Origin of the sequence: Terriglobus albidus (assembly GCF_008000815.1) — a bacterium.
Lineage (GTDB): Bacteria > Acidobacteriota > Terriglobia > Terriglobales > Acidobacteriaceae > Terriglobus > Terriglobus albidus_A.
In genome coordinates, this window is record NZ_CP042806.1 from 4,778,070 (window position 1) to 4,801,768 (window position 23,699).

The window sequence follows — 23,699 nt, forward strand, 5'->3', positions numbered from 1 at the left end:
GATTACTGCCCCACCGTAAGAGTGACGTCGATCGCCTGTTTCGCTCCGCTGGCCGCTCCCACTCCAGAGACCTGGAAGGTATAGGAACCGGCCGGCGTTGTGTTGGTATGCAGAGCGCCGGTACAACCGGTCGTTCCGCCGGCGATACCGATCATTGCCAGGGCCATCAGCAGGCTTCCCAGCCAGCGGCGGCGCTTACGCATGCCCATACCCAATAGACCAAGCATGGTTGCGCCAGGCCACAGGATCGTCGCCAGAATCGGCGTGTCCGTGCTGCGTACACTCGCGGAGGCTCCCGCACCCAGCGGATTGCCGGTATCGATCTGGAGCTGTACCTGCTGTGTAACGTTCGCGCTCAGCTTCAGCGAATTCGGCGAGAACGTGCAGGTTGCAGCGAACGGCAGACCATTACATCCGAGATTCAGCGTGTCGGCAAAGCTGTTCAGCGACGAGATCGAGAGCGTCACCGTGGCATGATCGCCGCTGGTCAGATTGATCTTTGATGGGGACAAGGCGAGAGTAAACACTTGCGCCTGCGAGACCACCACATCGATCGATGAAGAGGCCGAACCGGCATACAGAAAGTCTCCGCTGTATGTCGCCACCACATGGTACGTTGCCGCTGACGGCGATACCGTCAGAGTTGCAAGACCGTTCGTATCCACAGTGGCAGTGCCGATCGTTGTCGTACCGGAAGTGAAGAGGACAGCACCGGTCGGCATCGCCGGTCCCGTGCCCCGTACTACTGCGACCAGCGTAACGGTCTGACCCGTCTGCAACGAAGTGGCTGAGACGCTCAGGCCAGTCGTTGTGGGCCGTAGATCCATCTCCTGCATCAGCGTTGCGGAGCTTGTCAGATTGAGCGTATCGCCGCTGTATTGAGCCGTGATGACGTGCTTTCCGGCAACCAGCGTAGCGCTCGAGAAGCTGGCATTGCCATTGGCATCCAGCGTGGCCTGTCCAAGCAAAGAGCCACCATCGAGGAACGTGATCGATCCCGTCGGCTTGCCGTCAACGTTGGTGACCTTCGCCGTCAGAACTACGGTCTCGCCCGTAAGCGCGGGGTTCAGGCTCGATACCAGCGCGACCTGACTGTTCTGTCGCACCAGTATCTGAATTGGTCCTGAGTCAGCCGCCGTATTCTTCGCATCACCGGCGTAATAAACAATGAGCGTATGCGGCCCGATCGTGAGCGAAGACGTGATCAGGGTCGCCGTACCGTTGGCGCCCAGTGTCCCAGACGCCACGGAGGTTGCACCGTCAAGCAGCGTCACCTGCCCAGTCACATCGCCGCCATTACCCGTCACCTGGACCTGCACCGTGAGTGCCGCGCCATAGATCAGGGTTGTCGTGCCGGGAGTCGCTCGCACGGTCGTCGTCGCGGAAGTAATCTGTTGCGACCACACTGCAGAGCTGGCCGAAGCATTGGTGCTATCGCCACTGTAGGTTGCCGTAATGGAATGCGTGCCTACTGCAAGGTTCGCGGTGGAGAAAGTAGCCACGCCGTTCTGCAGCGAAACTGTTCCGAGAGACGCCGCGCCGTCCCTGAAGGTCACTGTTCCGGTGAGGTTGCTGCCTCCGGTGACAGTCGCTGTAAACTGCACGTTGCGGCCGGCAATCGAGGGATTGGTATCGGACACGACTGCGACCGTGATCGCCTGCAGCACGGTCAGGGACAGCGCATTCGACGTTGCCGGTTTATACGTTGCGTCCCCTGCATACACCGCGGTGATGGTGTGAATACCCGGCGTCAAAGACGACGTCTGCAGACTCGCAACTCCGCTGCCATTAAGAGTTCCCGTCCCAATCTGCACACCACCATCCAGGAACTGAACCTGGCCTGGGGGAACGCCGCCATTACTCGTCGCCGTAGCCACGAGTGAAACCGGCTGACCGCTTACAGTCGGGTTCGCACTTGCAGCCACCCGTAGCGTGGTCGTCGCTTGCACGATCTCCTGCGAGATAGGAAGTGAGCTCGATCCGTTGTTTCTTGCATCGCCCGCATAATCCGCGGTGATGACATGGGTGCCAACACTGAGCGTCGAAGTCGCAATGGTCGCTTTTCCAGCTCCATTCAGCGTGACAGCACTAATTTGAGCGCCATTGTCTTTAACACTTACCGTTCCCGCCGGGATTCCGCCAGAACCAGTAACAGTAATCGAGAAAGTTACGACACTTCCTGCAATCGCCGGCGATCCGCTGCTTCCGATCACCGTCTGTGTCGTCGCCTGCCGAACCGTCACTGCTGCGATGTTGGAGGTACTGGTTGTGTAGTTGGTGCTGCCGCTATAAGTCGCAGTCAGCGTGTGCGATCCAACCGTCAGTGACGTCGTTGGGAACAGTGCCACACCATTGACGGGAACGGTCGTCGTCCCAAGTACGATCGATCCGTCATAAAACGTAACGGTGCCAGCCACCTGCCCGCCGGTGGTCTGCGATGGAGTCACTGTTGCAGATAGCTGCAATTGAGCTCCGGCATCTATCGTGGGCACATTGGAAGACAATAACGTGGTCGTGGAGATGGTATCGACGGTAAAGTTCAGTGCCGAAGTGCTGGTGGAGTTGTTCGTATCGCCGCTGTAAACGGCAGTGAAGGAATGTGTGCCGCCGCCCAGGCCCGTAGCTGTCCATGTAGCAATGCCACTGCCATTCAGGTTCGCAGTGCCCAGAGTATTCGAGCCATCTTTGAAGGTCACCGAGCCGGTCACCGCAACCAATCCGCTGTTGCTCACAGTAGCCGTCAACGTTAAGGGTTCACCCGCTTTGATCGACGAGGGCGCCGCCCCGAGGGTCGTCGCACTCGTGTCCCTATTGACCGTTTGCGTCCACACGCTGGAAACAGCACTGATGGTATTGGTGTCTCCGCTGTAGGTCGCTGTAATGCTGTGAGCGCCGACGCTAAGGGTATTGATCGTTATCGTTGCAACCCCGGAGCCGTTGATCGGTATCGCCCCAAGTGTGGCCGAGCCGTCCTGAAAGGTGATCGTCCCTGTAGGAGAACCGGCAGCCATTACGGTAGCCGTAAACGTCACCTGCTGCTTGATAACCGATGGGCTCAGGCTGGAGCCGAGACTTACCGTTGCTGCCTGCTTAACCACCTGGATCAGTGCCGAAGAGGTACTGGGGTTATTCGATACATCGCCCTCATAGCTGGCGGTGATGGAATGGCTACCCAACATGAGCGAACCGGTCGTCAGCGTTGCGACGCCTGACGCGAGGTTGACCGCCCCAAGAGAGGTCGAGCCGTCATAGAAGGTGACTTTTCCGGTGGGGACATTGGTCCCACTGGTCAGCACCTGAGCTGTAAACGTCACCGCAGCACCAAGCGCGGAAGGATTGGCACTGGAGGAGAGGTTTACCGTCGTCGGGTCGAGCGTAAGCACTTCGCCGCTCAGCTGAAGGACTGCCGGGGCATTGATGGCGGCGGACTGCACCTCAATACTGCCATTGACTGGGTTTCCGATTACCTGAGGATTGAATTGCGCACCAACCACACAGCTTGCGGAGCTCGCCAGAGGAGTATTGGCGCCACAGGTAGTCAATGAACTGTCCAGCGAGGCATTCGATACAGCCACGACATTGGTACTCGCCATCGACGCGTTGCCGGCGTTCTCGAGGGTAATCGTCTGCGTCGGCGAGGTACGGCCCACACGGATCGCGGCAAAGGTCATCTTTGCGATGTTCGTCGTGATCTTGCGGACACGGTTATGGAACATATCCGAGATGTAGAGATTGCCGTAACCATCCAACGCCATCGAGTACGGCCCGTAAACCATGGCGGCATTGGCCGGTCCATCATCACCCTGGAAAGACTGTCCTCCAGTACCTGTAATCGTTTCGATCAGCCCGGAGACTGCATTGATCCGCCGCACCCGATTGTTGCTGGTATCCGCGATCAGGAGGTTTCCGGCGGTATCGAAGAGCAGCGCTCCGGGATACTTCAGCTCCGCCCCCAAGGCCGCACTGCCATCACCGGAGAAATCGGGAGTCCCGGTACCGGCAACATGCTGGATCACGCCCGCAGTGACGCACCGCACCCTGTGGTTGCCTTGGTCGGCGATGCATACATGGCCGTCGGCCGCGACCGCTACTCCCCAGGGAAGATTGAGCTGCGCAGAAACGGCAGTGCCTCCATCGCCGCTATACCCTGCCACGCCGGTTCCGGCAAAGGCATTGATGGTCCCAGTTACCAGGTCCAGCTTGCGTACCGCGCTGTTGCCGGTATCGGCAATGTAAAGAACCCCAGTTGCCGGATCGACAGCAAGTCCATTCGGTCCATCCAGACGGGCAGAGGTCGCTGCGCCTCCGTCTCCGGAGTAGCCGGCGGTGCCTGTTCCGGCGACGGTACGGATGATATTCGTACCAAGGTCCACCGCGCGCACCACGTGGTTGTAATTGTCGGCGATGTAGAGCTTGCCAAGGCCATCCAGCGCCAAGCCGGTGGGATTGCTCACAGAAGCCAACGTCGCCGCACCGCCGTCCCCGGTGTATCCGGGGTTACCGTCACCGGCAATCGTGGTAATCACCTGGGTCTGAGCATCGATGCGCCGGACGCGATTGCTGCTGGAGTCAGTGACGTAGAGGTTTCCCGCAGCGTCCACCACGACGCCCTGAGGTAGAAACAGGGTTGACGCTGTAGCCTGCATACCGTCGCCGCGATAGATCCAGGTTCCATCGCCCACTACCGTGGACATCGTGCCGGGCAACCAGCCAACCAGGGGACCGGAACCGGTTCCGCTCAGCAGAACCCAGCCCATCACAGTGCCGCTGCCACTCTTCAGGACGATGCCACCGGAGCGCAGGCCCGGCGATTGCGGCGCGAACTGCACAGCGACCGTACAACTCTGACCGACGAAATAGCCCGTGTTGATACCGCAGGTTCCGCCGCTGACCTTGGAGAAGTCGTATCCCGTAAGTCCCTGCGTGCCCACCGCAATCGAACCGAGCGATCCGGCGGAGGTCACCTGAACCGTGACAGTCTGAGTGCTATTGCCCCCGACTGCAACCGACGATGGGAACTGGAACACCTGCGCCGCGGCAGGAACCGTCGCGAAGACGGTAGCAGCGAGAATGAGCGGAAGGACGGGCAGAAACGCGCACACACGTTTCCACAAGGTGGAGAGAGAACCAAGACGGCAAGACTGCACGGAAGCCGGACCTCGAAACAGATAGCTCCAGCAGTGTTTTAAACCGGCGAATATTCCTCGTACGTGGGCGGTCTATCGGGCCACGATACGTCGGTGACATAGCATCCGAAATTCGTGCTCAGGGGGGATGGCATAGGTCGTCGGGGGAGAACCTGCGGAAGTGTTAACCAGGAAAGTACCACCCGTAACATTATTCCCGTCACCTATTTTCGGGGTTACTGAGTATGCAGTCCCGATTTGGTAATTGCGAGGCGGATCTCGTCTGCCTGCATAAATGTGGCCCAGATCATCTCGGTACGCAGGTTCTCAGCCATCAGCACGCCGATTCCCTGGTCGATCCCCAGAACATCATCGTTAAACCAGCGAGCCGAGGGCCGCAAGGCGTCGGTAAACCCGTATCTCCCCCAGGCATCCTTGCCGTAGCGCTCCCGCAGTGACATCAGCACCCGCAGGCATTCCTGGGGTAGAAAGGCCACTGAACCCGCCGTAGCACACGGCACCACGCTGCCATCGATGTGGCCAAGCGCCGGCGGGCCTCCCCAGGCCTGGTATCCGCGCTGCGAGTCTGAGGCAGTTACACCCCAGTAGTCGTCGTTGTACCACTGCTTCATCGAAAGACAGAACGCCCTGTGCGCCCTCGTCGCGGAGATGGAGTTATCGAAGTAGTTTGCAAACTTATCGCGCAGATTGCGGAAGTCGAACCACGCATGCGAGAACTGGTGCGTAAACAGCGGATCAGGCCCACTGATATAGCGAATTCCGGAATAACTCGCAATCGGCCGCCGAAAATACTGCCAGTAAATGCCATCGATCGGATGGGTGTTCGACCCGATGGCTAACAACACCAGCATCATCAGTTCGCAGTAATGCTGCCAGCGGACAGCCAGAAAACCGAACTCCGGCGTCCATCCCATGCTGAACTGTGTTTCCTTGTTCAGCATCCAGGGAAAATCCACGCGGTCGTAGATCTTCGTTGCCAGCTCGGCGATCTGCGGCCCCAGGCCTGATGTGTTCTTGAAGTACTCCCGCGCCATCAGAGCGCCGCACAGAAAGATGCAGGTGTCGATGGAAGAAAGCTCGCATTTGAAGGCGCGCACTCCCGTCTCCATATCGTTGTAGTGGTAAAAGAAGCCGTGCTCCTGCGGCATCTGCTCCCAGTGGTACTGAAGTGTGTGCAGCACACGCAGACGAATATCGTTGCGTGGCAGGTAACCGCGCCAGTCAGCGATACACAGTGCCGTCAGACCGAAACCGGTTGCAGCGATGCTGGAGACACGCCGACTCTCTTTGCCATGAGACGAGGGGATCTGGGCCATGGCGCGATCACGCACCTGACCGGTTTTGTCGCTTGCCTCTTCCCAGAAGTAGCGGCAACCTGCCTGGGTTAGATCCTCAAGGAACGCATCCTCAGGCGGAGTAAGCTCCCGCTTTTTGGTACTGCCAAATGGGAAGGCTAACGCTGTTTCATTCAGACCCAGTCCTGCCGCGCCAGCGGCCACCAGTTTCAGCGCATCTCTCCGGTTCAACGAATCTCCACCAGCGCCAGGCCCTGCGCCGGAACATGCACCGTCAGCTTGCCGCCACGAAGCGCAAGCCTCTCCGGCGGGGCCAGGGCGCCGGCTTTCTTCAGTGCTACGATCTGTGCCTGGGTCGGCGTTGCAGGCCGCCCCATGTCGTCATATGCCTTCACTACATTGCCGTGGTTAACATCCACACGCCATACTGTCGCGGAGGTCGCCCCCCTGCCCTTCACCACCACCTCGAAGGTTTTTTCGGGGACACCGTCATAAGTCTCCTGTGTATACGATGCTCCGGTTCCGGCCGGGGGTGCGTAGTTCCACACGGCAATCGCCAGCCCGCCCGATTTCGTTTTTGTCGCCAATACATCATCGCTATCCAGTTCCAGGCGGCGATCACCCAGCTTATGCAGCAAAACGAACGCGTTGAAGGCCGGCTTGGGGATTCCACGCTCCGCAAGCAAGCCAAATCCGCCATAGAACGGCGTCTTCACAACACCTTGCTCCTCAAAGACATCGGAGAAGGTCCAATAGCTCATCACATCGACCAGGCCGTCGCATTGCCGTATCGTGTCAGCCAGCCACGGCCCCATGAAGATCGAGTCAGTCACATTCGGCTCGTTGGCGTAACTTGCGTTGTACTCACTCAAGATGAATGGAATATCCGGATAAGCCGATGCCGCAATCTCGTTGTGCACTTTGCTGACTGCACGACACACCATGCTGTCCCGTGGGATACGCTCCTCTGTCTTGAACACGTCTTTCGCTGTGTCGTTGGCATAGACATGGCTGGAGACAAAATCCACGGGAACGTTGGCCTGCTTGCAGTGCGCCAGAAACTCGCCGGCGTAAGCGGCCTGTGCCGTGGACGGACCACCGACGCGGATACGATCGTTCACGCCCTTCAGAGCGCGGGCGGTGTGGTCATAGAGCTCGTAGTAGGTCGGCATGGAAGGCTTGCCACCCCAGAAGTCGAGGTTCGGCTCGTTCCACACCTCGAAGTACCAGGTCGCCACCTCATCGATGCCGTAGCGCGCGACAAGATGCCTGGCGAAGGCGCGGATCATGTCGTCCCACAACGTATAGTCTTTCGGCGGAGAGATGTTCTGCTTGTACCAGAAGGCGTGCAGTTGATTCGGATCAGCCGCCAGCTTCTTCGGCATAAAGCTCAGCTCCACGAACGGCTTTACTCCGTTCTCCAGCAGACCGTCGTAGATCTGGTCGATGTAGGAGAAGTTGTAGACGGGCTTGCCCTGTGCATCCAGGTCGAAAAGACCAATCTCATCCATAAAGATGCCGTGCGGACGCACGTAGGTGAAGCCAGTTGCCTTCTTCACCGTCCTCAGGTCTTCGCGATAACTGTCGCGCAGCGTAAGAATGGCGCGACCGGAGCCGAACATCTCCTCCCAGAAGTGAGGCAGGGGCGTTCCCTGATCTCGGGCATTGATTACGACTTGTTCAAAATCCTGCGCCGGCATGGACGCGGCAATAGCTAGTACGAGCACCGACAGAGATTGAATCCAGCGACGCATGGTCCTCCCCTTACTTTCTTGGACGCAAAATAACGCCGCGACGGCAGAAACCGTCGCGGCATTGGTTTTCAAAGGTTGGCTAGAAGTTGAACCGGCCGGTGAATTCGATTACGCGGGCGCCAAGAGCCCGCTGCGCGATGCCGAACTGTGGGTTGGAGGTAACTCCATCGGAGCTGATGACATTGGTGATGCTCGCCGGATCGAGGTTGAGCTTGTTGAAGATATTGAAGAAGTCCGCACGAACGACGAACTTTGCACTGTCCCCAAGAAAGCCCCAATTCGGCAGACCGAAGCCTTTCTGAGCCGACATATCGAGGTTGAAGTATCCAGGACCGCGGAGGCTGTTGCGCCCAACACCGGGCGCCGGAGGAATTCCCGAGCCTGCGGTGTAATTAGGAATTGTGAAGTAGTTCAGCGCCCCACCACTGTAGTTGCTGCCGGTCTTGAAGGCGTCGTTGCTTTGGCTGGCGCCTGCTCCGCCCCGATAGCCGCCTGCGCGCAGCGAACTGTAGCCGCTGCCGCTATACACGATATTGCCGCCATAGTTGGAGTAAAGAGGCTGCCACGGATAACCCGAGTGCCAGTTCATAATGCCGCTGAATTCCCATTTGCCGGCGACCTTCTCCTTCCAGTCATTCCCGCGGAAGATAACCGGACGAAAGGTGCCATAGAGCTTGACGTTGTGTTTCACGTCATAGTCCGAGGGGCCGGTGGCAAAACGGATGTCATACGGGTACTCGCCGATGTAGTAGTCATTCGATCCGTTATCCATCGACTTCGCATAGCGATACTGCGCATCGATATCGAACATGCGCGAGAAGCGATGATTCAACTCCACCCATCCTGCATTGAAGTTCGCATTGGCGTCATTCACGTAGAAGTACATGTTCTGGATGCGGGAATCCCGAATGTTTGGGTAATTCCAATTGAGATTCAACTGGCGTGTGTAGTGCCGGGTAGAGCTTCCCTGGTATCCAACGGTTGCCACCCAGTTCCCGCCAAGCTCCTGACTTGCCGTCAAAGAATAGCCATAGGTCACAGGAGTCGGCAAAGAGAGTGGGAAGCCAGTCAATGAAAGCGCCGTACCTCCAACAGGCAATCCCTTGGAGTCGAAGGTCTGCCTTGCCGCGGGATTGGATGGATATCCATCGAAAGACGTCGGACTGCTTGGTGTCTGATACAAGATGCTGCCGCATCCTGTGCGAGCGTTCACATCAGTACACTGCAACGTAAGGTTTGTAACCAGCGGAGGATTTGCGCGTCCATTCAACGTGATGGCTTCCTGCATACGGTTGTAGCCAATGCCAAAACCACCACGGATGACAAACGGCTTACTCCAGGCCATCTTTGGCGTGAAAGCAAAACCAACCTGGGGACCCCAATTGTTCTTGGAGGCTCCGTAAAGATCACCACCAACTCGAATGGAAGCTCCGGTCAGAAGCGCATTCCCCTGACCAAGAACAACATTGCTGAGGTTGTTGTACTTCTCACGCACCGGCGTGAAGTACTCCCAACGCAGACCGAAGTTGAGCGTTAGATTCGGCAACGCCTTCCAATCGTCCTGGATAAAGCCCGCCCAGATATTGGAGCGGATGTATTTTTTGTTCGACGTCGGGGAACCGGTTCGAGGATCGAAATTGCCGCTTTCTTTGTACGGCACGTCGTTCGCGACATCCCAAAGATTGCGGAAGAAGTACTGCGGCCGAGCTGCGCCCGCCTGCACATCGTTGTCCTGCTCCCAGTAAAGATCTGCCCCCGCCTTGATAGTGTGAGAGCTAATCGTTTTTGTTACGACGTCGCGGAAGTTGTAGGTCGTCTGATAAAAGACTCCAGGCCCGGGTGCTCCTGCAGGCTGAAGTCCTGTCGCGATGGTTCCCGGCGTATCGGTGGTAAGCGTTGGCAATCCCCATGGTTCCTGCGGGTTCGAGGTTACTTCGTTGAAGTACCAGCGACTGACATTTCCACGGACTTCATTCACCAGTGTCGGGCTGAAGATATGGTTCCAGAGCAGAGATGCAGAATAGTTCAAACGGCTCGAATGCCAAAGATTTGCGGAACGAATCGGGCCGTTATAGAAAGTTGAATTGCTGGGGACCCAATATGTCGTATAGGTCAGCAGGTCATGTTGCGTAATCTGCGCGTCCGCTCTTCCCTGGAACTGCTGAAATGTATTCTGAACCGGGTTTGCGGTTGTGACATTGAAGATATCAGGGGCCCCATCGAATCCACCTCCTACACCAGGTGTTCCGCTGCTGACATAGGTTGGATCGGGAGTTCCAAGAGCAGTTGACGTTGGGGAACCTAGATCGAGCCCACCATTCACATTACGGCAGCTCGCAGATGTAAGACCAATGTCACTGCAGGTTCTCCCATTGATCCCGGTATAGGAGACCCCCATCCCTTTGTAGTTGTACAAGCGCGAACCAATGCCATTTGCTTTACGGCTGGCGAGGGTCTGGATGTATTGCGGAGTCTCATACCAGTCGTTTCCGTAACTGATGCTGTTATTTCGTAGCGTCTCATAGGAAAAGAAGAAGAAGAGCTTGTCCTTCCAGATGGGTCCACCGACACTGCCGCCAAATTGATTGAACTTATTGGAGTCGCGCAATGTCTTCGTGTTCGGTCCGTTGTACCGTTGATAGGCATTCAACCCAGGCCGGTGAAATTTGAAAAAACCGCTACCGTGCCAGCTATTCGAGCCGGCCTTCGACACGACCAGCACCTGCCCACCGCTGTTGTGTCCGCTCTCGGCATCGTAAGGATTCGCCGAGACACGAACCTCTTTGACGCTCTCTTCGTTCGGTGTGATTACGGCTGCGCCGCCCCACGCGAGGCTGTTAACCGATACACCATCAACCTGCATGTTATTGGAGATATTGCGGGTGCCATTCGCGCTTACCTGCGCCTGGTTTTCTGTCTGAAAGATGCTGCTCGTCGTACTCGCTCCGCCTGGACCGGCATTCCCTGGAAGGTTATTGGCGCCGCCAGAGCCGGAACGAGACGAATCGCCATACATGCCGGGAGCAAGCTGCAGTAATTGGAACGGATCGCGACCGGTTGATGGCAGCGACTGTATCTGCTCTGTCGAAATTGTTCCACCCACCTGTGCGTTCTGCGTGTTAATCAGTGGCGTCGCATCGGTCACTTGCACGGTTTCTGTTACAGCGCCGACATGGAGCTTCACATCCAGTCCCGTCGTCACCTCGCCCTGTACCGTAACATTTGAAAGCTGCTCCTTCACAAACCCCGTTGCTTCCACCGTCAGCATGTAGTTCGAAGGAGCGAGGCGCGAGAAAGAATATGTTCCATCCGCGTTGGAAGTGGTTTGCAGTGTCCGGTTCGTCGCCTTATCGACCAGTGTGATCTTTGCATTGGGAATCACTGCCCCATCCGGATCAGTCACCGAACCCTGCAGTCCGGCACGATACTGCGCCAGCACAACGACCGGCACTAACAGCACGAGGGCCACGAGCATGGCCGCGCGCATCATGCATTTCCTGTTGTTCTTCATCCTGCCTCCAAAGAAGCGCGTCAGGAGCCGTCACATTCAGGAGCCGTCCATATTTATGGGGGAGACGGCAAACTTTTCGGTACCTGGCCCGCATTGGTCACACGCCTGGACACACGTCATGTATCCGCAGTCCATAGCCGCGCACGTCATCACGCGGTTTCCAATCTGGAAAACCGGCTGGCAGGAAGATGCGAGTCTTGTTAGAAAGGGTTGTCTTTTAAGGGGATGACTTCAGGGAGAACAGCGGTTAACTACAAGGGAACGCGCTGTCAGCAATTAGAGCATTTTCCCTGTTACTGGGTATCCCAGAGGGGCTTGCAGCGGCGTTTTCATTGCGGAAAACGCCCATCAGATGCGGAAGCCCTACACTGCACCTACAGGAAAAATACTCTAGCGCACTACGCCCATCTGGTCGAAGGGCCAGAAGACGAGCACAGCTTTACCGTAGATATATTTCCGGCCCACAGCTCCGAAGTCACGGCTGTCGCTCGATACCGAGCGGTGGTCACCCATGACCCAGTAACTCTCCGGACCAACGGTCTGCAGCACCACGGAACGCTCATCGCGGAAACGCCCAGGCACATATGGCTCCGGCACGAGATTGCCATTGACATACACGCGGCCATGACGAATCTCCAGCGTGTCGCCGGGTAACGCAATGACGCGTTTGATGTAACTCTTCGAAGGATCACGCGGATAGTTGAATACCACCACATCGCCGCGATGAATATCACCGACGCGATATGCGACCTTGTTGATGAACAGGCGGTCCTGATCTTCGAGCCGCGGCAGCATTGATGTTCCTTCCACCACGACCGGCTGGTAAAGGAAGATGATGATAAACGCCGAGATTGCGATGGAGATGACGAAGTCGCGAATCCATCCCGTCACCTGACGGGCGGGCTGCTGCGCTTGGCTCGGTTTTAGCTCGTCGTGCATGACCACCTGAAATATTAGACGGGGTGATACCACTAATCTACTACTTCAGGCCCAGTCCCGGTTTCATTTGCCGGGCGTCCAGACCCTCCGGGGACCATTCCTGCACAATCTCCCGGGCAATTCTGGCAATGGTTCCTTCTCCTTCGTTATCCGTCGTCCAGCTCGTGTCCTTGTTCTGCCAGGTGAAGATGCTGATCACGATTGGCCCGGATTTAGCCGCCACGATTGCCACATCATTCCGTACAGCATTCAAGGAGCCGGTCTTGCTGGCGATCGCTGACCCGGCCTCGCTGGAGTCCAGCGTCTCCAGATAACGCGGGATGGTATTGCGGTAGAACTGGTTCCGGAGCATGTTCAGTGCGGTCTGGCAGATAGCCTCGTCCTGGGGCTGCGACGGTCCCCCGAGGTCGCAGCGGCCGATCTTCTCCATAACCGTCGCCATCTCGTGTGCAGTGGTCTTTCCCAGGCCAAACTTTGGCTGATCCTCGGGCATGGGCTCCGTTGCAGGCTTCATCACTTTCTTATAGAAGTGCGTGTCTTTCACGCCGAGCGCGTGAATGCGATCATTCACCGCCTTCACGCCGAAGCGGTCGATCGCCAGGTTGGTGGCCGTGTTGTCACTGAGAATGACCATCAGGGTGAGAACGTCCTTCAGCGTCAATTCCTTGGGCGGATCCATAAAGGTCAGCACGCCCGAGCCGCTGACAGCATCGCCAGGTTTCAGCACGATCTTTTCGTCCCATTTCGCCTTGCCGTCACGGATCTGCTCCATGGCTTCATACAGCATCGTCAGCTTGATAACAGATGCCGTCTGGACAGGTACATCCTCGTCTACTGCAATGACTTTGCCGGTATTGAGCTGCCGCGCGTAAACAGCAACTTTGCCATGATGAGCCGCGACTAACCCGCGGATGGCTCCGGGGACGTGGTCCTGTGCGTGGGTCAGGGATGTCGTCGCGAGACAGAGGCAGGTCTGAAACCAAAATTTCCGGAAGTGAAACATAAATGGCACCTTAACATAACAAAGGATCAACCAACACTTTCGGGTACTTAGCCATCCAAGCAAAAGTATCGTTCCTTCCAACATGCACGATCGTAAGAAAGGACTTCGTATGTCTCGTTCGTTTTCTCTCGTAGCCACCCTTATTTTGGCCACGGTCGGTTTCACCGGATGCAAGAGCTCACAGCCCACGACACCTCCAGGGCAGTCGCCTGACAGCGCCAGCCAGCCCGCAAACAGTCAGCCGGCACCCGCCGGAACAGCAACGGCGCCTTCGGGCACCGCTGGCAGTTCAGCAGCCCCGCGTGAGGCGCGTGCTCCTCGCCCTGCTGCTCCTGCCGCCCCGGTCGTCACCACGGTGACGGTTCCGGATGGCACCCGGGTTGGAGTCCGCGTAAACCAGACCATATCCGCCAAAACCTCGAATGTGGGTGACGGATGGAGCGGTGTGCTGAATGCCCCAATCGTCGTCGGTGAGACCACCGTCTTCCCGCGTGGCACCGAAGTGAGCGGCACTGTGATCGCGGCCAAGGGACAAGGACGTTTCAAGGGCGCGGGCGCTCTCGGAATCGAGCTGAGCGAGATCGGTGGAATGCGTGTGTCGTCCTCTCCCTACGAGGTAGCGGTAAAGGGTAAGGGCAAGCGTACTACCGGATTCATCGCCGGCGGCGCCGGTCTGGGCGCCTTGATCGGTGGCCTGGCGGGCGGCGGTAAAGGAGCCGCGATCGGTGCCGCCTCCGGCGCCGGCGCCGGCACGGCTGGCGCGGCCTTCACCGGAAACAAGGATGTAACGATCCCCGCGGAGACCCTTATCAACTTCACCCTTACGGCTCCTCTGACGGTTCGTAAGTAAGTAGTCAGGACTGGAAACCAATAGCGGGCGCTGAGAATCTCTCCGCGCCCGCTACACTTAACAGCGTGAAGGTTTCCGTAAAGTTCCTGCTCTCGGCCACCAGTCCGTCGCATTTCCCTGCCCCCACGGTGCCTGAGGTCGCGTTTCTGGGCCGCTCCAACGTCGGTAAGTCCAGCCTGATCAACGCGTTACTGGGAACTACCGTCGCCCGGGTCTCGTCCACGCCCGGCCGCACACGGGCCATCAATTTCTTTGCCCTGTCCACCTCGCCGAATGCGCCCGCGAAGATGATCTTTGCCGACCTGCCGGGATACGGCTACGCCAAGATCTCGAAGTCCATCTCCGCGGAATGGCCCTCGTTCATTGAGCCATACCTTACCGATCGCGAGTCACTGGCGCTCTCAGTCTGCCTGGTCGATACCAATATCCCGCCGCAGGCCAGCGACCGCATGCTGATCGACTTCCTGCAACAGCACCAGAGGCCGTATCTGGTTGTCGGAACTAAGGCAGACCGGCTCTCCAACAATACGCTGTCGAAGTCGATTGCACTGTTGAAACGGGAGCATCAGATCGACGATCTGGTTCCGTGCTCGGTTAAGAAGCCGGATGGGACAAAGGCTCTATGGTCACGCCTGCTGGCAGCACTGCCGTCATAGCATCCCGTTCCTGCTCCGTCAGCCATAGATAACGCCGTGGCGGCTGCTCGCGGCGAAAGAACTTCGGAGCACCGACAACCCAACCGCGGCGCGCATCACCGTCCGTAATCAGACCTGCGGTTGCCTGCTCGGCGAAGCGCAAATCTGCATTCGACCCCGCCGTAAGCCTGCACGGAATCCAGCCCGGCTGCGCTGCAACGGTCTCTCCGGACTCCAGCAAGTGAACCAGGTTCTCTGTCCGCTCGGCGGGAATCGCATCTTCCGCAGAACGAGTTACCAGCAACTGAGGGTAGACGCCGCGCTCACCGATCTCCTTCAGGATGGCAGAGGTATTCCCCTCCAGCACGACGGTCAATGGGCGGCGTTTGCGAACCTCATTTTTCATGGTCCTCAACGCTTCATCCAGCGTGTTCACCAGGAAATCGCAGTAGCCGCCACGCATCGCAACACGCGCCTGTGCCGGATCCGCTTCCACGCTCAGGCAGACAGCTCCGCAGAGATTGGCGGCAACTGCCAGGGCTGAACCGAGGTCATCTACGCCGCGATGTATCAGGATGCTTCCACCCCAATCTGAGCGATGCGCCCGAAGAGCCCCGTAGAGCCTCCAAGCGGAGAGCTGGCGGTCTACCATGTCGAATACATGCTGCCGTCGGTGCCGATCTCCTGCGATCCGCTATGGACATCCTGAATGCCCGTGTCCGTCTGATCGACGGAGCTGTAGGTACCGTCGGAGCTGGTCTGCCAGGTATCGCTGCGATGGGTAAAGGGATCGATCGGCATCGCTTTCAGATACCCCGCCTGTACCAGGTCTTCCAGGGACTGAGGACCTTTCTCCTTATCGACAGTGTAAGAGTCGATCGCCTGCCGCATGGTTTGCAGGTCTTCCTTCAGGACAGCCTCTTTGGCTTTCTTGACCGCATTCTGATATGCAGGGATAGCCATTGCCATCAAAAGAAGAATGATGGTCATCACAATGATGAGTTCAATCAGAGTGAAGCCGCGTTCGGGGTTCCGCTTCCTTACCATTCGGAGTACCTCGATCCGTCAAGTCCTGTGCCTGTGCTGCGGGTGTGCACATCGAAGACATTCTGTCCGCCCCAGCTATCGCTGCTTGGGTCATCCTGCATGGAGCGCAGCCCCCAGTCAGTATTTCCGGTCATTGGATCTTTAGGAATCTGCCTCAGGAAACGCACCTTGTGCCCCTGTACATCTACACCGTTGACCAGGGTCTCCAGGTCGGGCGGATAGTTCATGCTCTCGAGCTTGGTCTGAAAGGCGCCGCGATCGGCAGCGTCTTTATAACGGTCAATCGCCGCACGCATCTCCCACAAATCTCGCCGGAGCTCCCGTTCTCTTTGACGCTTGAGCTGGAACCGCGCAATCGGAAGCACCGCGGACGCAAGGATGGCGATGATCGCTGTCGCTACGATCAGTTCCACCAGGGTGACGCCCGCCTCCCCCCTTCGGTTTGGAGCATGCTTCGGCATGGCTTACTTCACGTGCACAATGGCCTGAGAACCGACAGCCGGCAGATTCACCTGCACCGAGTTCTGAGCGCCCACCTTCGTCAGCATGAGGTTGGAATCACCCGCGGCAGTGGCCTTGAAGGTCAGCACGCAGATGCTCCCCTGTCCATCGACACCCTTTGTCGAAGGCGGACGCGAGGCAGAGATCGTGACCATTCCATTGCCCTCATCGCGATGCGCCAGAGCCACAGCCTGACCGTCACGGCCCAGCATCTCCCCGCTGTCCACGTTCACCAGTTGCAGGACCTGCGGATTGAACTGCATTTGCAGCGGCACCGAGTACAGGTCGCGAGCATTCGAAGCCATGACTGCCACCTGGAAGGTGCTGCCAACGGCCTGGGTCGCATTGCCCGGCGTAATCGCAAAACTGACAGGCGCGGCCACCGGAGCCGAGGTCCTAGCCGTACCGTCCTGCTGAAGCTGCTGAAGAGCAGCATTTGCTGCGGCGGCAGCCGTCGTACGCTGTGCAGGCGGAACAAGCGGCCCGCCGGGACCGTCAGCCCCCGTCGTCCTGGTTGACGCAGAATCCTGCCCTGCTTCGCGGCGCAACTCAATCGACTGGCTGGTGCCCGTATCAATGGCGCGCGTGTTCATGCGGCTCAACAAGCTCTCTCGCACCAGGTGCGGAATCAGTAGGAAGACAACCTCATCCTGCGACTGGGTCTTTGACCTGGAACCAAAGACATACTTCAGAATCGGGAGTTCTCCCAGACCGGGAGTTCCGCTCACACCTAATGAATCCTGCCGCTGGAGAATGCCCGCAAGAATGCTAGGCTCCCCCTCTTTCAGTTGGATCGTATGTTCAACGGAGCGCTGACTGATGATCGGTTGCGTAACCGAACTGATGGTCACCGAACCGCTCTGGGAGGTGACCTCGATCTTCATCTTCAGCGTAATATCCCGATCCGTGTGCACGGTCGGCGTCATATCGATGTTGACACCAACATCGATATAGGTGAACTGGGTGTTCACAAGCGCGCTGACGGCGGTCGTCGTACCGGAAGCGAATGATCCGGTTGCGATAGGAATCTTGGAACCGATCTTCAGTGTCGCCTTTTGTCCATCGGTTGCGCGAATCCGGGGATTCTGCAGAATGCGCGTGTCGCTGTCCGTAAGCAGCGCATTCACCGTGCCGGTTCCGATGGCCACGTTGAAGTTGTTTCCATTGAGGTGGGCCAACTGATTGAGTGTCAGAGCGCTGTTGTTGTTCGAAGAAGACGAACTGGAGCTCGAACTCGAGCTGGAGCTGGACGAACTGGTACTGGAAGTACTCGACGTAACAGGAGTGACCGCAAAGGACTGCGGAAGCGTAATACCCAGATTACGAACCTTCTCGCGGTTTACTTCGAGAACGGCTACATCGACCACGACCTCCGGCTTGGTGCGATCGAGATCGTTCAGAAGTTTCTGCGCCAATAGAAGCTGGTCAGGTGTGGCCCGCATCACGACCGCGTTCTGGCTGGGAATGGCAAAGACGCCGACGTTCTGCCCGGTACCGAAGACGTTGCGCAGCGCAGTGACAATTTCGTTGGTGTCAGCGGTCTGGGTGGCATTGGTCAGATAAAAGGTCTGGACCGCCATCTCGTCCAGGTCTTGACGCTTATTACGGGTGTTCTGCGCTACCAGGATGGTGTTTTCTGTCACCGGCTTCCAGAAGGTACCGGAGATGGCGCCCACAATGCGCAGGGCGTCATACAGTGACACATTATTCAATTCCACCGGGATACGCGTGGAGGTATACGCCGGATCAAACAGAACATTCAGGCCCGCGGCCTTGCCGATGGCCTGATAGATATTCTTCGTGTCTTCCACCATGCGAAGCGTGATGGGGTCATTCGAGATGGGCTTGAGAGAGACCGGTCCGCCCAGCCCGGAAATTTCGGCCTGAGTGGCCAGAATTCCGCTCTCCAACGACTGCAGTTGTGGTGATGGGGGAGCGGCCGCCATCTTCTGGGTGAGATCCAACTCCTGCTGTGCGGTCTGGTTCGCGGGATCGATCTGCAACGCACGAGTGAACTCCGTAAGAGCTCCGCCGAGGTCGCCTCCCTGCCGCAAAAGGCGTCCACGATCTACATGTGCCGTTGCCGCCTCAAAACGCAGGCGCTCCGTCTTCACCTTGTAGCGAATATCTCTTGGCTTTTTTGCGAGGGCCTGGCGATATGCCTCATACGCCGCGTCGTAGTCTTGCCGTTCTTCGGCTTGCTGCCCCCGTTTATAAAACGAGCCGGCAGACTGGGCATGCGCTGCCCCTCCGGTGAGGGCCAGAACGGTGACGACGAAGGCTGCATTGCGAAGGGACGTGAAGCTGCGATCCATGTTTCTATAGAGGCTCAAATATGTGGGTGAAATCGGACCGCTCCCCGCTTGCTGATGGCGAAAGTATAGCATTCCGTTTCTCTTAGACGCCGACCCTGCCCTTGAGGCTGGCCGCCGAAGACATGGCCAGAGTTGGAATCTTTTGCCGCGTGTTAACATCAAACGTCCAGATGGCCCGTTCTGTAAGCCAACCCGTTCCCGGAGCTGTTAAGGCGCGCCCCACGCGCCCGCGTGATCCCGTGGCGACGGGAGAGCGGGACGCCGCGCAGAATCGCGCTGCCAGCCACAATTATTTCCTGACCGACCGTTTTGAGGCCGGCGTCGCCCTGCGCGGTACTGAGGTCAAATCCGTCCGCGAAGGCAAAGCCAACCTGAAAGACGCCTACGGTCTGGTAAAAGACGGAGAAATCTACCTCCTTAACGCGCACATCGGTCCCTTCTCTCATGGCAATGCCATGAATCATGATTCGCTGCGGACCCGCAAGCTGCTGCTGCACAAGGAGGAGATTCGCAAGCTAGTAAGTAAGACGACACAGAAGGGCTTTACGCTTGTTCCGACGCGCCTTTATTTCAGGCACGGCCGCGTGAAATGCGAGCTGGCCCTGGCCAGAGGCAAGCAGGATTGGGATAAGCGCGAGACCGAGCGGCGTCGGGAAGCCGACAAAGAAGCTCGCGCTGCCGTGGCACGTGGTCAGCGGCGCTGATTGTCGAATTGCCGACATTCCGTCTACGATGGACTTTCTTCTCCACCGTTACCATCGTTACCATGAGGAATATGCAGACCAAGCTTGTTTTTGAGGATGCCGCATCCTCCGCCTCCCCCCTGCTTACCGTTTTCGCCCTCGACCAGAACACGGAAAAGGAAGGCGATCCGAAAATCGCCCTGCTCTCTGTGTCTGCCGCCGTACAGTCGGCAGCCGCCGCCGTGCTGACCTCCGGAGAGTTCAAGGGAGGAGTTGCGGAGACTCTGCTGCTGCATAACCCCGCTGGGTTGAAGGCTGCCCGGCTCCTGATTGTCGGCCTGGGCAAAGCAAAGTCCCTTTCCACCGCTGAGCTGCGGAAGGCCGGCGGCACGGCAGTCCGCTTTGCCAAACCTCGCGGGATCCGCGAGGTCGCAATCATCTTCCCTGAGGGGCAGGACCTTGCTATCGAAGCTGCCCGTTCAGCGCAGGCCATCGTTGAGGGCGCGGTGATCGCCGACTTCGATCCGGACACCTATAAGTCTGACCGCAAGGACCAGAGCATTTCCACCCTTGCCCTGTTTGCCCCCTCTGGGGCACGTGCGGCCGTTGAAACCGGCGCCGCTGAGGGCGAGCTCATCGCCTCTGCACAGAACTTTGCCCGCTCGCTGGTCAACGAACCGGGGAACAAACTTACTCCCACCGTTCTGGGGCTGCGTGCCGCGGAGATGGCCCGGACGTCCGGTCTCGCCGCCGAAGTGTACTCCACCGAAAAGATGAAAGAGCTGGGCATGGGCGCCTTCCTCGGCGTGGCCCAGGGCAGCTATGAACCGCCCGCGCTCATCGTGCTGACCTATACGCCTCCGTCGGCTCCCACAGCCGATGCTCCGGTGTTTGGCCTGGTCGGTAAAGGCATTACATTCGACACCGGCGGCATCTCCATCAAGCCGGCTGACGGCATGGAAAAGATGAAGTACGACATGGCCGGCGCGGCCGCCATGCTGGGCGCCATGCAGGCAATTGCCGCGCTGAAGCCGCCGTTCAAGGTTATCTCCGTCATCTGCTCTTGCGAGAACATGCCCTCCGGCCGCAGCTACAAGCCGGGCGACATTCTCACCTCAGCCAGTGGAAAGACGATTGAGATCAACAATACCGATGCCGAAGGCCGCCTGGTGCTGGCCGATGGCCTTTGGTACGCCAAGCAGCTTGGCGCAACCAAACTCGTCAATGCAGCCACCCTTACCGGGGCCTGCGCCGTCGCCCTGGGACTGATCAACGCCGGCCTGTTCACTAACGATGAGGCCACCAGCACAGCGTTTACCGGTGCGGCCAAGATCGCCGGAGAAGGTTTCTGGGCACTTCCCAGCTCCGACGAGTATCTGCAACTGATGAAGTCTTCCATCGCCGATCTGATGAACACCTCCAACACACGCTGGGGTGGAGCCTCCACTGCAGCGGCCTTCCTGAAAGAGTTCGTCGGTGAAACCCCCTGGATCCACCTCGATATTGCCGGTCTGGCCTGGCAGGACGCAGACAAACCCTGGATGCCGAAAGGCCCGTCGGGTTTCGCCGTGCGCTCCATCGTGGAGTGGGTTCGTTCTGCCCAGTAGAAATAAAGAAGTAAACGTGCTTCAGAATGCAGCAACAACCAACGATTCTTTTCGTCGATGACGAACCCGTCCTGCGCGAGCTTCTCCCCCTGTGGCTCGCGCAGCATGGATACCGCGTGCTAACGGCCTCGAGCGGAGAAGAGGCCTTAGCGATTCTGCAAAGAGAGACCGTCGATGTTCTGCTGACCGATTACAACCTTCCTGGTATCAGCGGAGCGCAATTGATCGAACAGGTTCCGGACAAGCCCGCGCTCGTCCTGTATTCCGATGCAGCCGACTTTCCAGAGAAGGAAAAGCACCGCCTCAAAATTAGAGCGGTGCTCTCCAAGCCCATTCGGCGCGAGATCCTACTCTCCGCGCTCAAAGACATCACGCTCCGAAGCTAGAGCTGGACGGCGGACCTCCGCCGTCCAGCCCGGGCGATCATGTTGGTCTACATCACGTCGGGAGCTTCAATACCCAGCAGCGACAAGGCGCGCATCATCTCGCGTTTAGCGACTGCTGCCGTAGCCAGAAGCAGTTTCTTCTTCGCCATATCCGTCTCAGTCAGGATGTGGTGCTTGTGGTAGAAGTTGTTGAATTGCTGAGCCAGCTGGAAGACATACTTTGCCAGGATCGCCGGTTCTGCATTCTGGATGGCCTGCTCGATTACCATCGTCAGCTTCGAGGCCGTGAGCCATACCTCCCAGATGCTGACGCCACTCTCCCCTTCCAGCAGATCCCCTGCTGCGAGGTCAGACACTGCGTCCCGCTCATCGACACCGGCTTTACGGAAGATATTTGCGGCCCGCACGATAGCGTACTGCACGTACGGCCCGGTCTCCCCCTCAAAGCTCAATGCATCACGGAAGTCGAATGCGATGACGGTATTCCGTGAGTACTTCAGCATGAAGTAACGCAGAGCGCCAACAGCGATTTTGCGCGCAGTTTCAAAGCGGTCGGCCTCGTCCAGTTCAGGATGACGCGTATCCACTTCGACCTTCGCCGCGGCGATCAGCTTATCCAGCAGGTCGTCGGCTTTAACGCCGAATCCCTTGCGCCCGCTTACCTCGATGTAGGCTCGCTGCTGATCTTCCTCGCTGACGGTGTAGCCCAGCTCGATCGCACAACGCGGCGTCAACGCTACCATCTCGTAGTTCACGTGGGTATAACGATCTGCCGCATCCTCGTATCCCATACCGCGCAGAGCCTGGATGACGTTGTTCTGCGGATCGTTCTGACGCGAGTCGATGACGTTGTAGATGGCATCCGCGCGGCCGAAATATGGATGCTGCTCTTCGCCATGTTCGGTCGAGATCCAGCACATATGGTTTGGGTATTGATGGAACGGCTTATAGCCGAAGTCCTTGCCCAGCAGACCGAACTTCCACAGATGATAGGCAATATCCTTACCGACGTAGGTCACCGTGCCGTTAGACCGTACGATCACCTTCGCATCCTCGTCCGGCCCCTCGTTAGGAACCTCCGAGCCGGCGCGACGCATCACCCAGCAACCTTTGTTTTTGCCCTCGGTCTCCTGGTAGAGCACTCCCTTCTCAATCATCAGTGCCCGTGCCGCATCCCAGAACTTCAGATGAAGGATCTCGCTCTCTCTGGGCAGGAAGTCATACTCGATGGCGAGCCGCTCCATGGTCTCGAGATGCCGGCGCAGAACGGCCGTTGCAATCAGGTCAGCAACCTCGGCAGTCTCATTACCGCCATGCTCGATGGCGTGCAGCGTGTCGAGACGCAGCGTCTTCCGCGCTTCCTTCTCTGCCTCATCGGCGGTGTACCACTGCGAGACACGCGCATACAGGTCCCACATGTAGTAGTCGACTCGTTGGTTACTGGCCGCGAGTTCTTCAAGCAACGACTTCACGCCGGCCAGCGAGCGACCTTCCAGGGCAACGAGGCCCACCACCACATCGGCTACCTGCACTCCGGTGTTGTCGATGTAGTTCTGAACTCCGACGTCATAACCGCTCTTATATTCGTCTTTGCGCAACAGCCGCTGAAAGGTATCTCCCAGAATGGCATTGCGCAGGTGACCGATGTGGGCAGCTTTGTTCGGATTGATGCTGGTGTGCTCCACCAGCCGGAACCCTGGACCGCCAACGTCGGCATGTTCACCCGTTGCGATACGGCTGGCAACCACGCCGCGATCGAGCTTGATGTTCAGGTAGCCCGGACCGGCAATCTCCACCGAGGCGACGCCATCGATCGATTCGAGCTCGGAACGAAGCTCCTCGGCGACAGCTCGCGGCGCCTTTTTCACCCGCTTTGCCAGTTGCAGCGCTACAGGCAGCGCATATTCGCCGAACTCAATCTTCGGCGGCTGCTCCACGGCAACCTGGGGCAGTTCGATTCCGTATTTTTTCTCGACGACAGCGGCAATCTGCCGCAGAAGATCTAATTGAATCTTGCGATACATAC

Annotated in this window: 16 protein-coding genes; 5 read left to right on the plus strand and 11 right to left on the minus strand. The window is 58.1% G+C overall.

The window, feature by feature from the left end; translation table 11 throughout:
* Positions 1-2: 2 nt before the first annotated feature.
* The 6 genes from FTW19_RS19110 to FTW19_RS19135 all read right to left on the minus strand — a co-directional run bounded on the left by FTW19_RS19110 (position 3) and on the right by FTW19_RS19135 (position 13,649).
* On the minus strand, positions 3-5,102 hold the full coding sequence (locus tag FTW19_RS19110) for an Ig-like domain repeat protein (protein WP_147649168.1): 5,100 nt from the start codon (positions 5,100-5,102) through the stop codon (positions 3-5).
* 260 nt (positions 5,103-5,362) lie between these two features.
* A complete protein-coding gene (locus FTW19_RS19115; RefSeq protein ID WP_147649169.1) occupies positions 5,363-6,673 on the minus strand; it encodes a glucoamylase family protein in 1,311 nt (436 codons plus the stop codon).
* Positions 6,670-8,196 carry a GH39 family glycosyl hydrolase gene (locus FTW19_RS19120; RefSeq protein ID WP_147649170.1) on the minus strand — a complete coding sequence of 509 codons (1,527 nt, stop codon included), beginning with the start codon at positions 8,194-8,196 and terminating at the stop codon, positions 6,670-6,672. The genes FTW19_RS19115 and FTW19_RS19120 overlap by 4 nt, the downstream gene beginning before the upstream one ends.
* A gap of 79 nt (positions 8,197-8,275) precedes the next feature.
* Positions 8,276-11,707, minus strand: a complete 3,432-nt coding sequence (locus FTW19_RS19125; protein WP_147649171.1) for a TonB-dependent receptor — start codon at positions 11,705-11,707, stop codon at positions 8,276-8,278.
* A 390-nt stretch (positions 11,708-12,097) separates the two neighbouring features.
* Entirely contained in the window at positions 12,098-12,646 is a 549-nt protein-coding gene (lepB, locus tag FTW19_RS19130) for a signal peptidase I (protein WP_147649172.1), read from the minus strand.
* A gap of 40 nt (positions 12,647-12,686) precedes the next feature.
* Positions 12,687-13,649 carry a serine hydrolase gene (locus FTW19_RS19135; RefSeq protein ID WP_147649173.1) on the minus strand — a complete coding sequence of 321 codons (963 nt, stop codon included), beginning with the start codon at positions 13,647-13,649 and terminating at the stop codon, positions 12,687-12,689.
* A gap of 109 nt (positions 13,650-13,758) precedes the next feature.
* Between FTW19_RS19135 and FTW19_RS19140 the strand changes: the two genes are divergently transcribed.
* Together FTW19_RS19140 and yihA are read left to right on the plus strand one after the other, a co-directional pair.
* Positions 13,759-14,499, plus strand: coding sequence for a hypothetical protein (locus tag FTW19_RS19140; RefSeq protein WP_147649174.1), 741 nt, complete (start codon positions 13,759-13,761; stop codon positions 14,497-14,499).
* 65 nt (positions 14,500-14,564) lie between these two features.
* A complete protein-coding gene (gene yihA, locus FTW19_RS19145; RefSeq protein ID WP_147649175.1) occupies positions 14,565-15,155 on the plus strand; it encodes a ribosome biogenesis GTP-binding protein YihA/YsxC in 591 nt (196 codons plus the stop codon).
* Here the strand turns inward: yihA and FTW19_RS19150 are convergent.
* From FTW19_RS19150 to FTW19_RS19165, 4 genes are read right to left on the minus strand one after another with little or no spacing between them, the layout of a single operon-like run.
* Positions 15,094-15,786: a urocanate hydratase gene (locus tag FTW19_RS19150; RefSeq protein WP_147649176.1), complete on the minus strand. Its 693-nt coding sequence runs from the start codon at positions 15,784-15,786 to the stop codon at positions 15,094-15,096. The genes yihA and FTW19_RS19150 overlap by 62 nt on opposite strands.
* Positions 15,780-16,181: a type II secretion system protein gene (locus tag FTW19_RS19155; RefSeq protein ID WP_147649177.1), complete on the minus strand. Its 402-nt coding sequence runs from the start codon at positions 16,179-16,181 to the stop codon at positions 15,780-15,782. The genes FTW19_RS19150 and FTW19_RS19155 overlap by 7 nt, the downstream gene beginning before the upstream one ends.
* A complete protein-coding gene (locus FTW19_RS19160) occupies positions 16,175-16,642 on the minus strand; it encodes a type II secretion system protein (protein ID WP_147649178.1) in 468 nt (155 codons plus the stop codon). Before FTW19_RS19160 ends, FTW19_RS19155 begins: the two co-directional genes overlap by 7 nt.
* 3 nt (positions 16,643-16,645) lie before the next feature.
* Complete coding sequence (locus tag FTW19_RS19165) at positions 16,646-18,997, minus strand: cohesin domain-containing protein (RefSeq protein ID WP_246153402.1); 2,352 nt, start codon at positions 18,995-18,997, stop codon at positions 16,646-16,648.
* Between the two features lie 170 nt (positions 18,998-19,167).
* Here FTW19_RS19165 and smpB point away from each other — a divergent pair, with 170 nt between their 5' ends.
* From smpB to FTW19_RS19180, 3 genes are all read left to right on the plus strand, one after another.
* Positions 19,168-19,701 (plus strand): SsrA-binding protein SmpB, encoded by a 534-nt coding sequence (gene smpB / locus FTW19_RS19170; RefSeq protein ID WP_147649180.1) that lies wholly within the window; start codon positions 19,168-19,170, stop codon positions 19,699-19,701.
* Positions 19,702-19,772: 71 nt separating this feature from the next.
* Complete coding sequence (locus FTW19_RS19175) at positions 19,773-21,287, plus strand: leucyl aminopeptidase (RefSeq protein ID WP_147649181.1); 1,515 nt, start codon at positions 19,773-19,775, stop codon at positions 21,285-21,287.
* 26 nt (positions 21,288-21,313) lie between these two features.
* Positions 21,314-21,673, plus strand: coding sequence for a response regulator (locus tag FTW19_RS19180; RefSeq protein WP_147649182.1), 360 nt, complete (start codon positions 21,314-21,316; stop codon positions 21,671-21,673).
* Between the two features lie 47 nt (positions 21,674-21,720).
* On the opposite strand, the gene FTW19_RS19185 is transcribed toward FTW19_RS19180, so the two are convergent.
* The gene (locus tag FTW19_RS19185; protein ID WP_147649183.1) at positions 21,721-23,697 is read right to left on the minus strand and encodes an arginine--tRNA ligase; all 1,977 of its coding nucleotides are present in this window, start codon (positions 23,695-23,697) and stop codon (positions 21,721-21,723) included.
* Positions 23,698-23,699 lie beyond the last annotated feature (2 nt).

Coding starts and splice junctions, on each gene's coding strand:
- FTW19_RS19155 (WP_147649177.1), bottom strand. CDS start 16,181: ATGGTAAGGAAGCGGAACCCCGAACGCGGCTTCACTCTGATTGAACTC.
- FTW19_RS19160 (WP_147649178.1), bottom strand. CDS start 16,642: ATGCCGAAGCATGCTCCAAACCGAAGGGGGGAGGCGGGCGTCACCCTG.
- smpB (WP_147649180.1), top strand. CDS start 19,168: ATGGCCCGTTCTGTAAGCCAACCCGTTCCCGGAGCTGTTAAGGCGCGC.
- FTW19_RS19165 (WP_246153402.1), bottom strand. CDS start 18,997: ATGGATCGCAGCTTCACGTCCCTTCGCAATGCAGCCTTCGTCGTCACC.
- FTW19_RS19135 (WP_147649173.1), bottom strand. CDS start 13,649: ATGTTTCACTTCCGGAAATTTTGGTTTCAGACCTGCCTCTGTCTCGCG.
- lepB (WP_147649172.1), bottom strand. CDS start 12,646: ATGCACGACGAGCTAAAACCGAGCCAAGCGCAGCAGCCCGCCCGTCAG.
- FTW19_RS19180 (WP_147649182.1), top strand. CDS start 21,314: ATGCAGCAACAACCAACGATTCTTTTCGTCGATGACGAACCCGTCCTG.
- FTW19_RS19185 (WP_147649183.1), bottom strand. CDS start 23,697: ATGTATCGCAAGATTCAATTAGATCTTCTGCGGCAGATTGCCGCTGTC.
- FTW19_RS19120 (WP_147649170.1), bottom strand. CDS start 8,196: ATGCGTCGCTGGATTCAATCTCTGTCGGTGCTCGTACTAGCTATTGCC.
- FTW19_RS19175 (WP_147649181.1), top strand. CDS start 19,773: ATGCAGACCAAGCTTGTTTTTGAGGATGCCGCATCCTCCGCCTCCCCC.
- FTW19_RS19150 (WP_147649176.1), bottom strand. CDS start 15,786: ATGGTAGACCGCCAGCTCTCCGCTTGGAGGCTCTACGGGGCTCTTCGG.
- FTW19_RS19125 (WP_147649171.1), bottom strand. CDS start 11,707: ATGAAGAACAACAGGAAATGCATGATGCGCGCGGCCATGCTCGTGGCC.
- FTW19_RS19140 (WP_147649174.1), top strand. CDS start 13,759: ATGTCTCGTTCGTTTTCTCTCGTAGCCACCCTTATTTTGGCCACGGTC.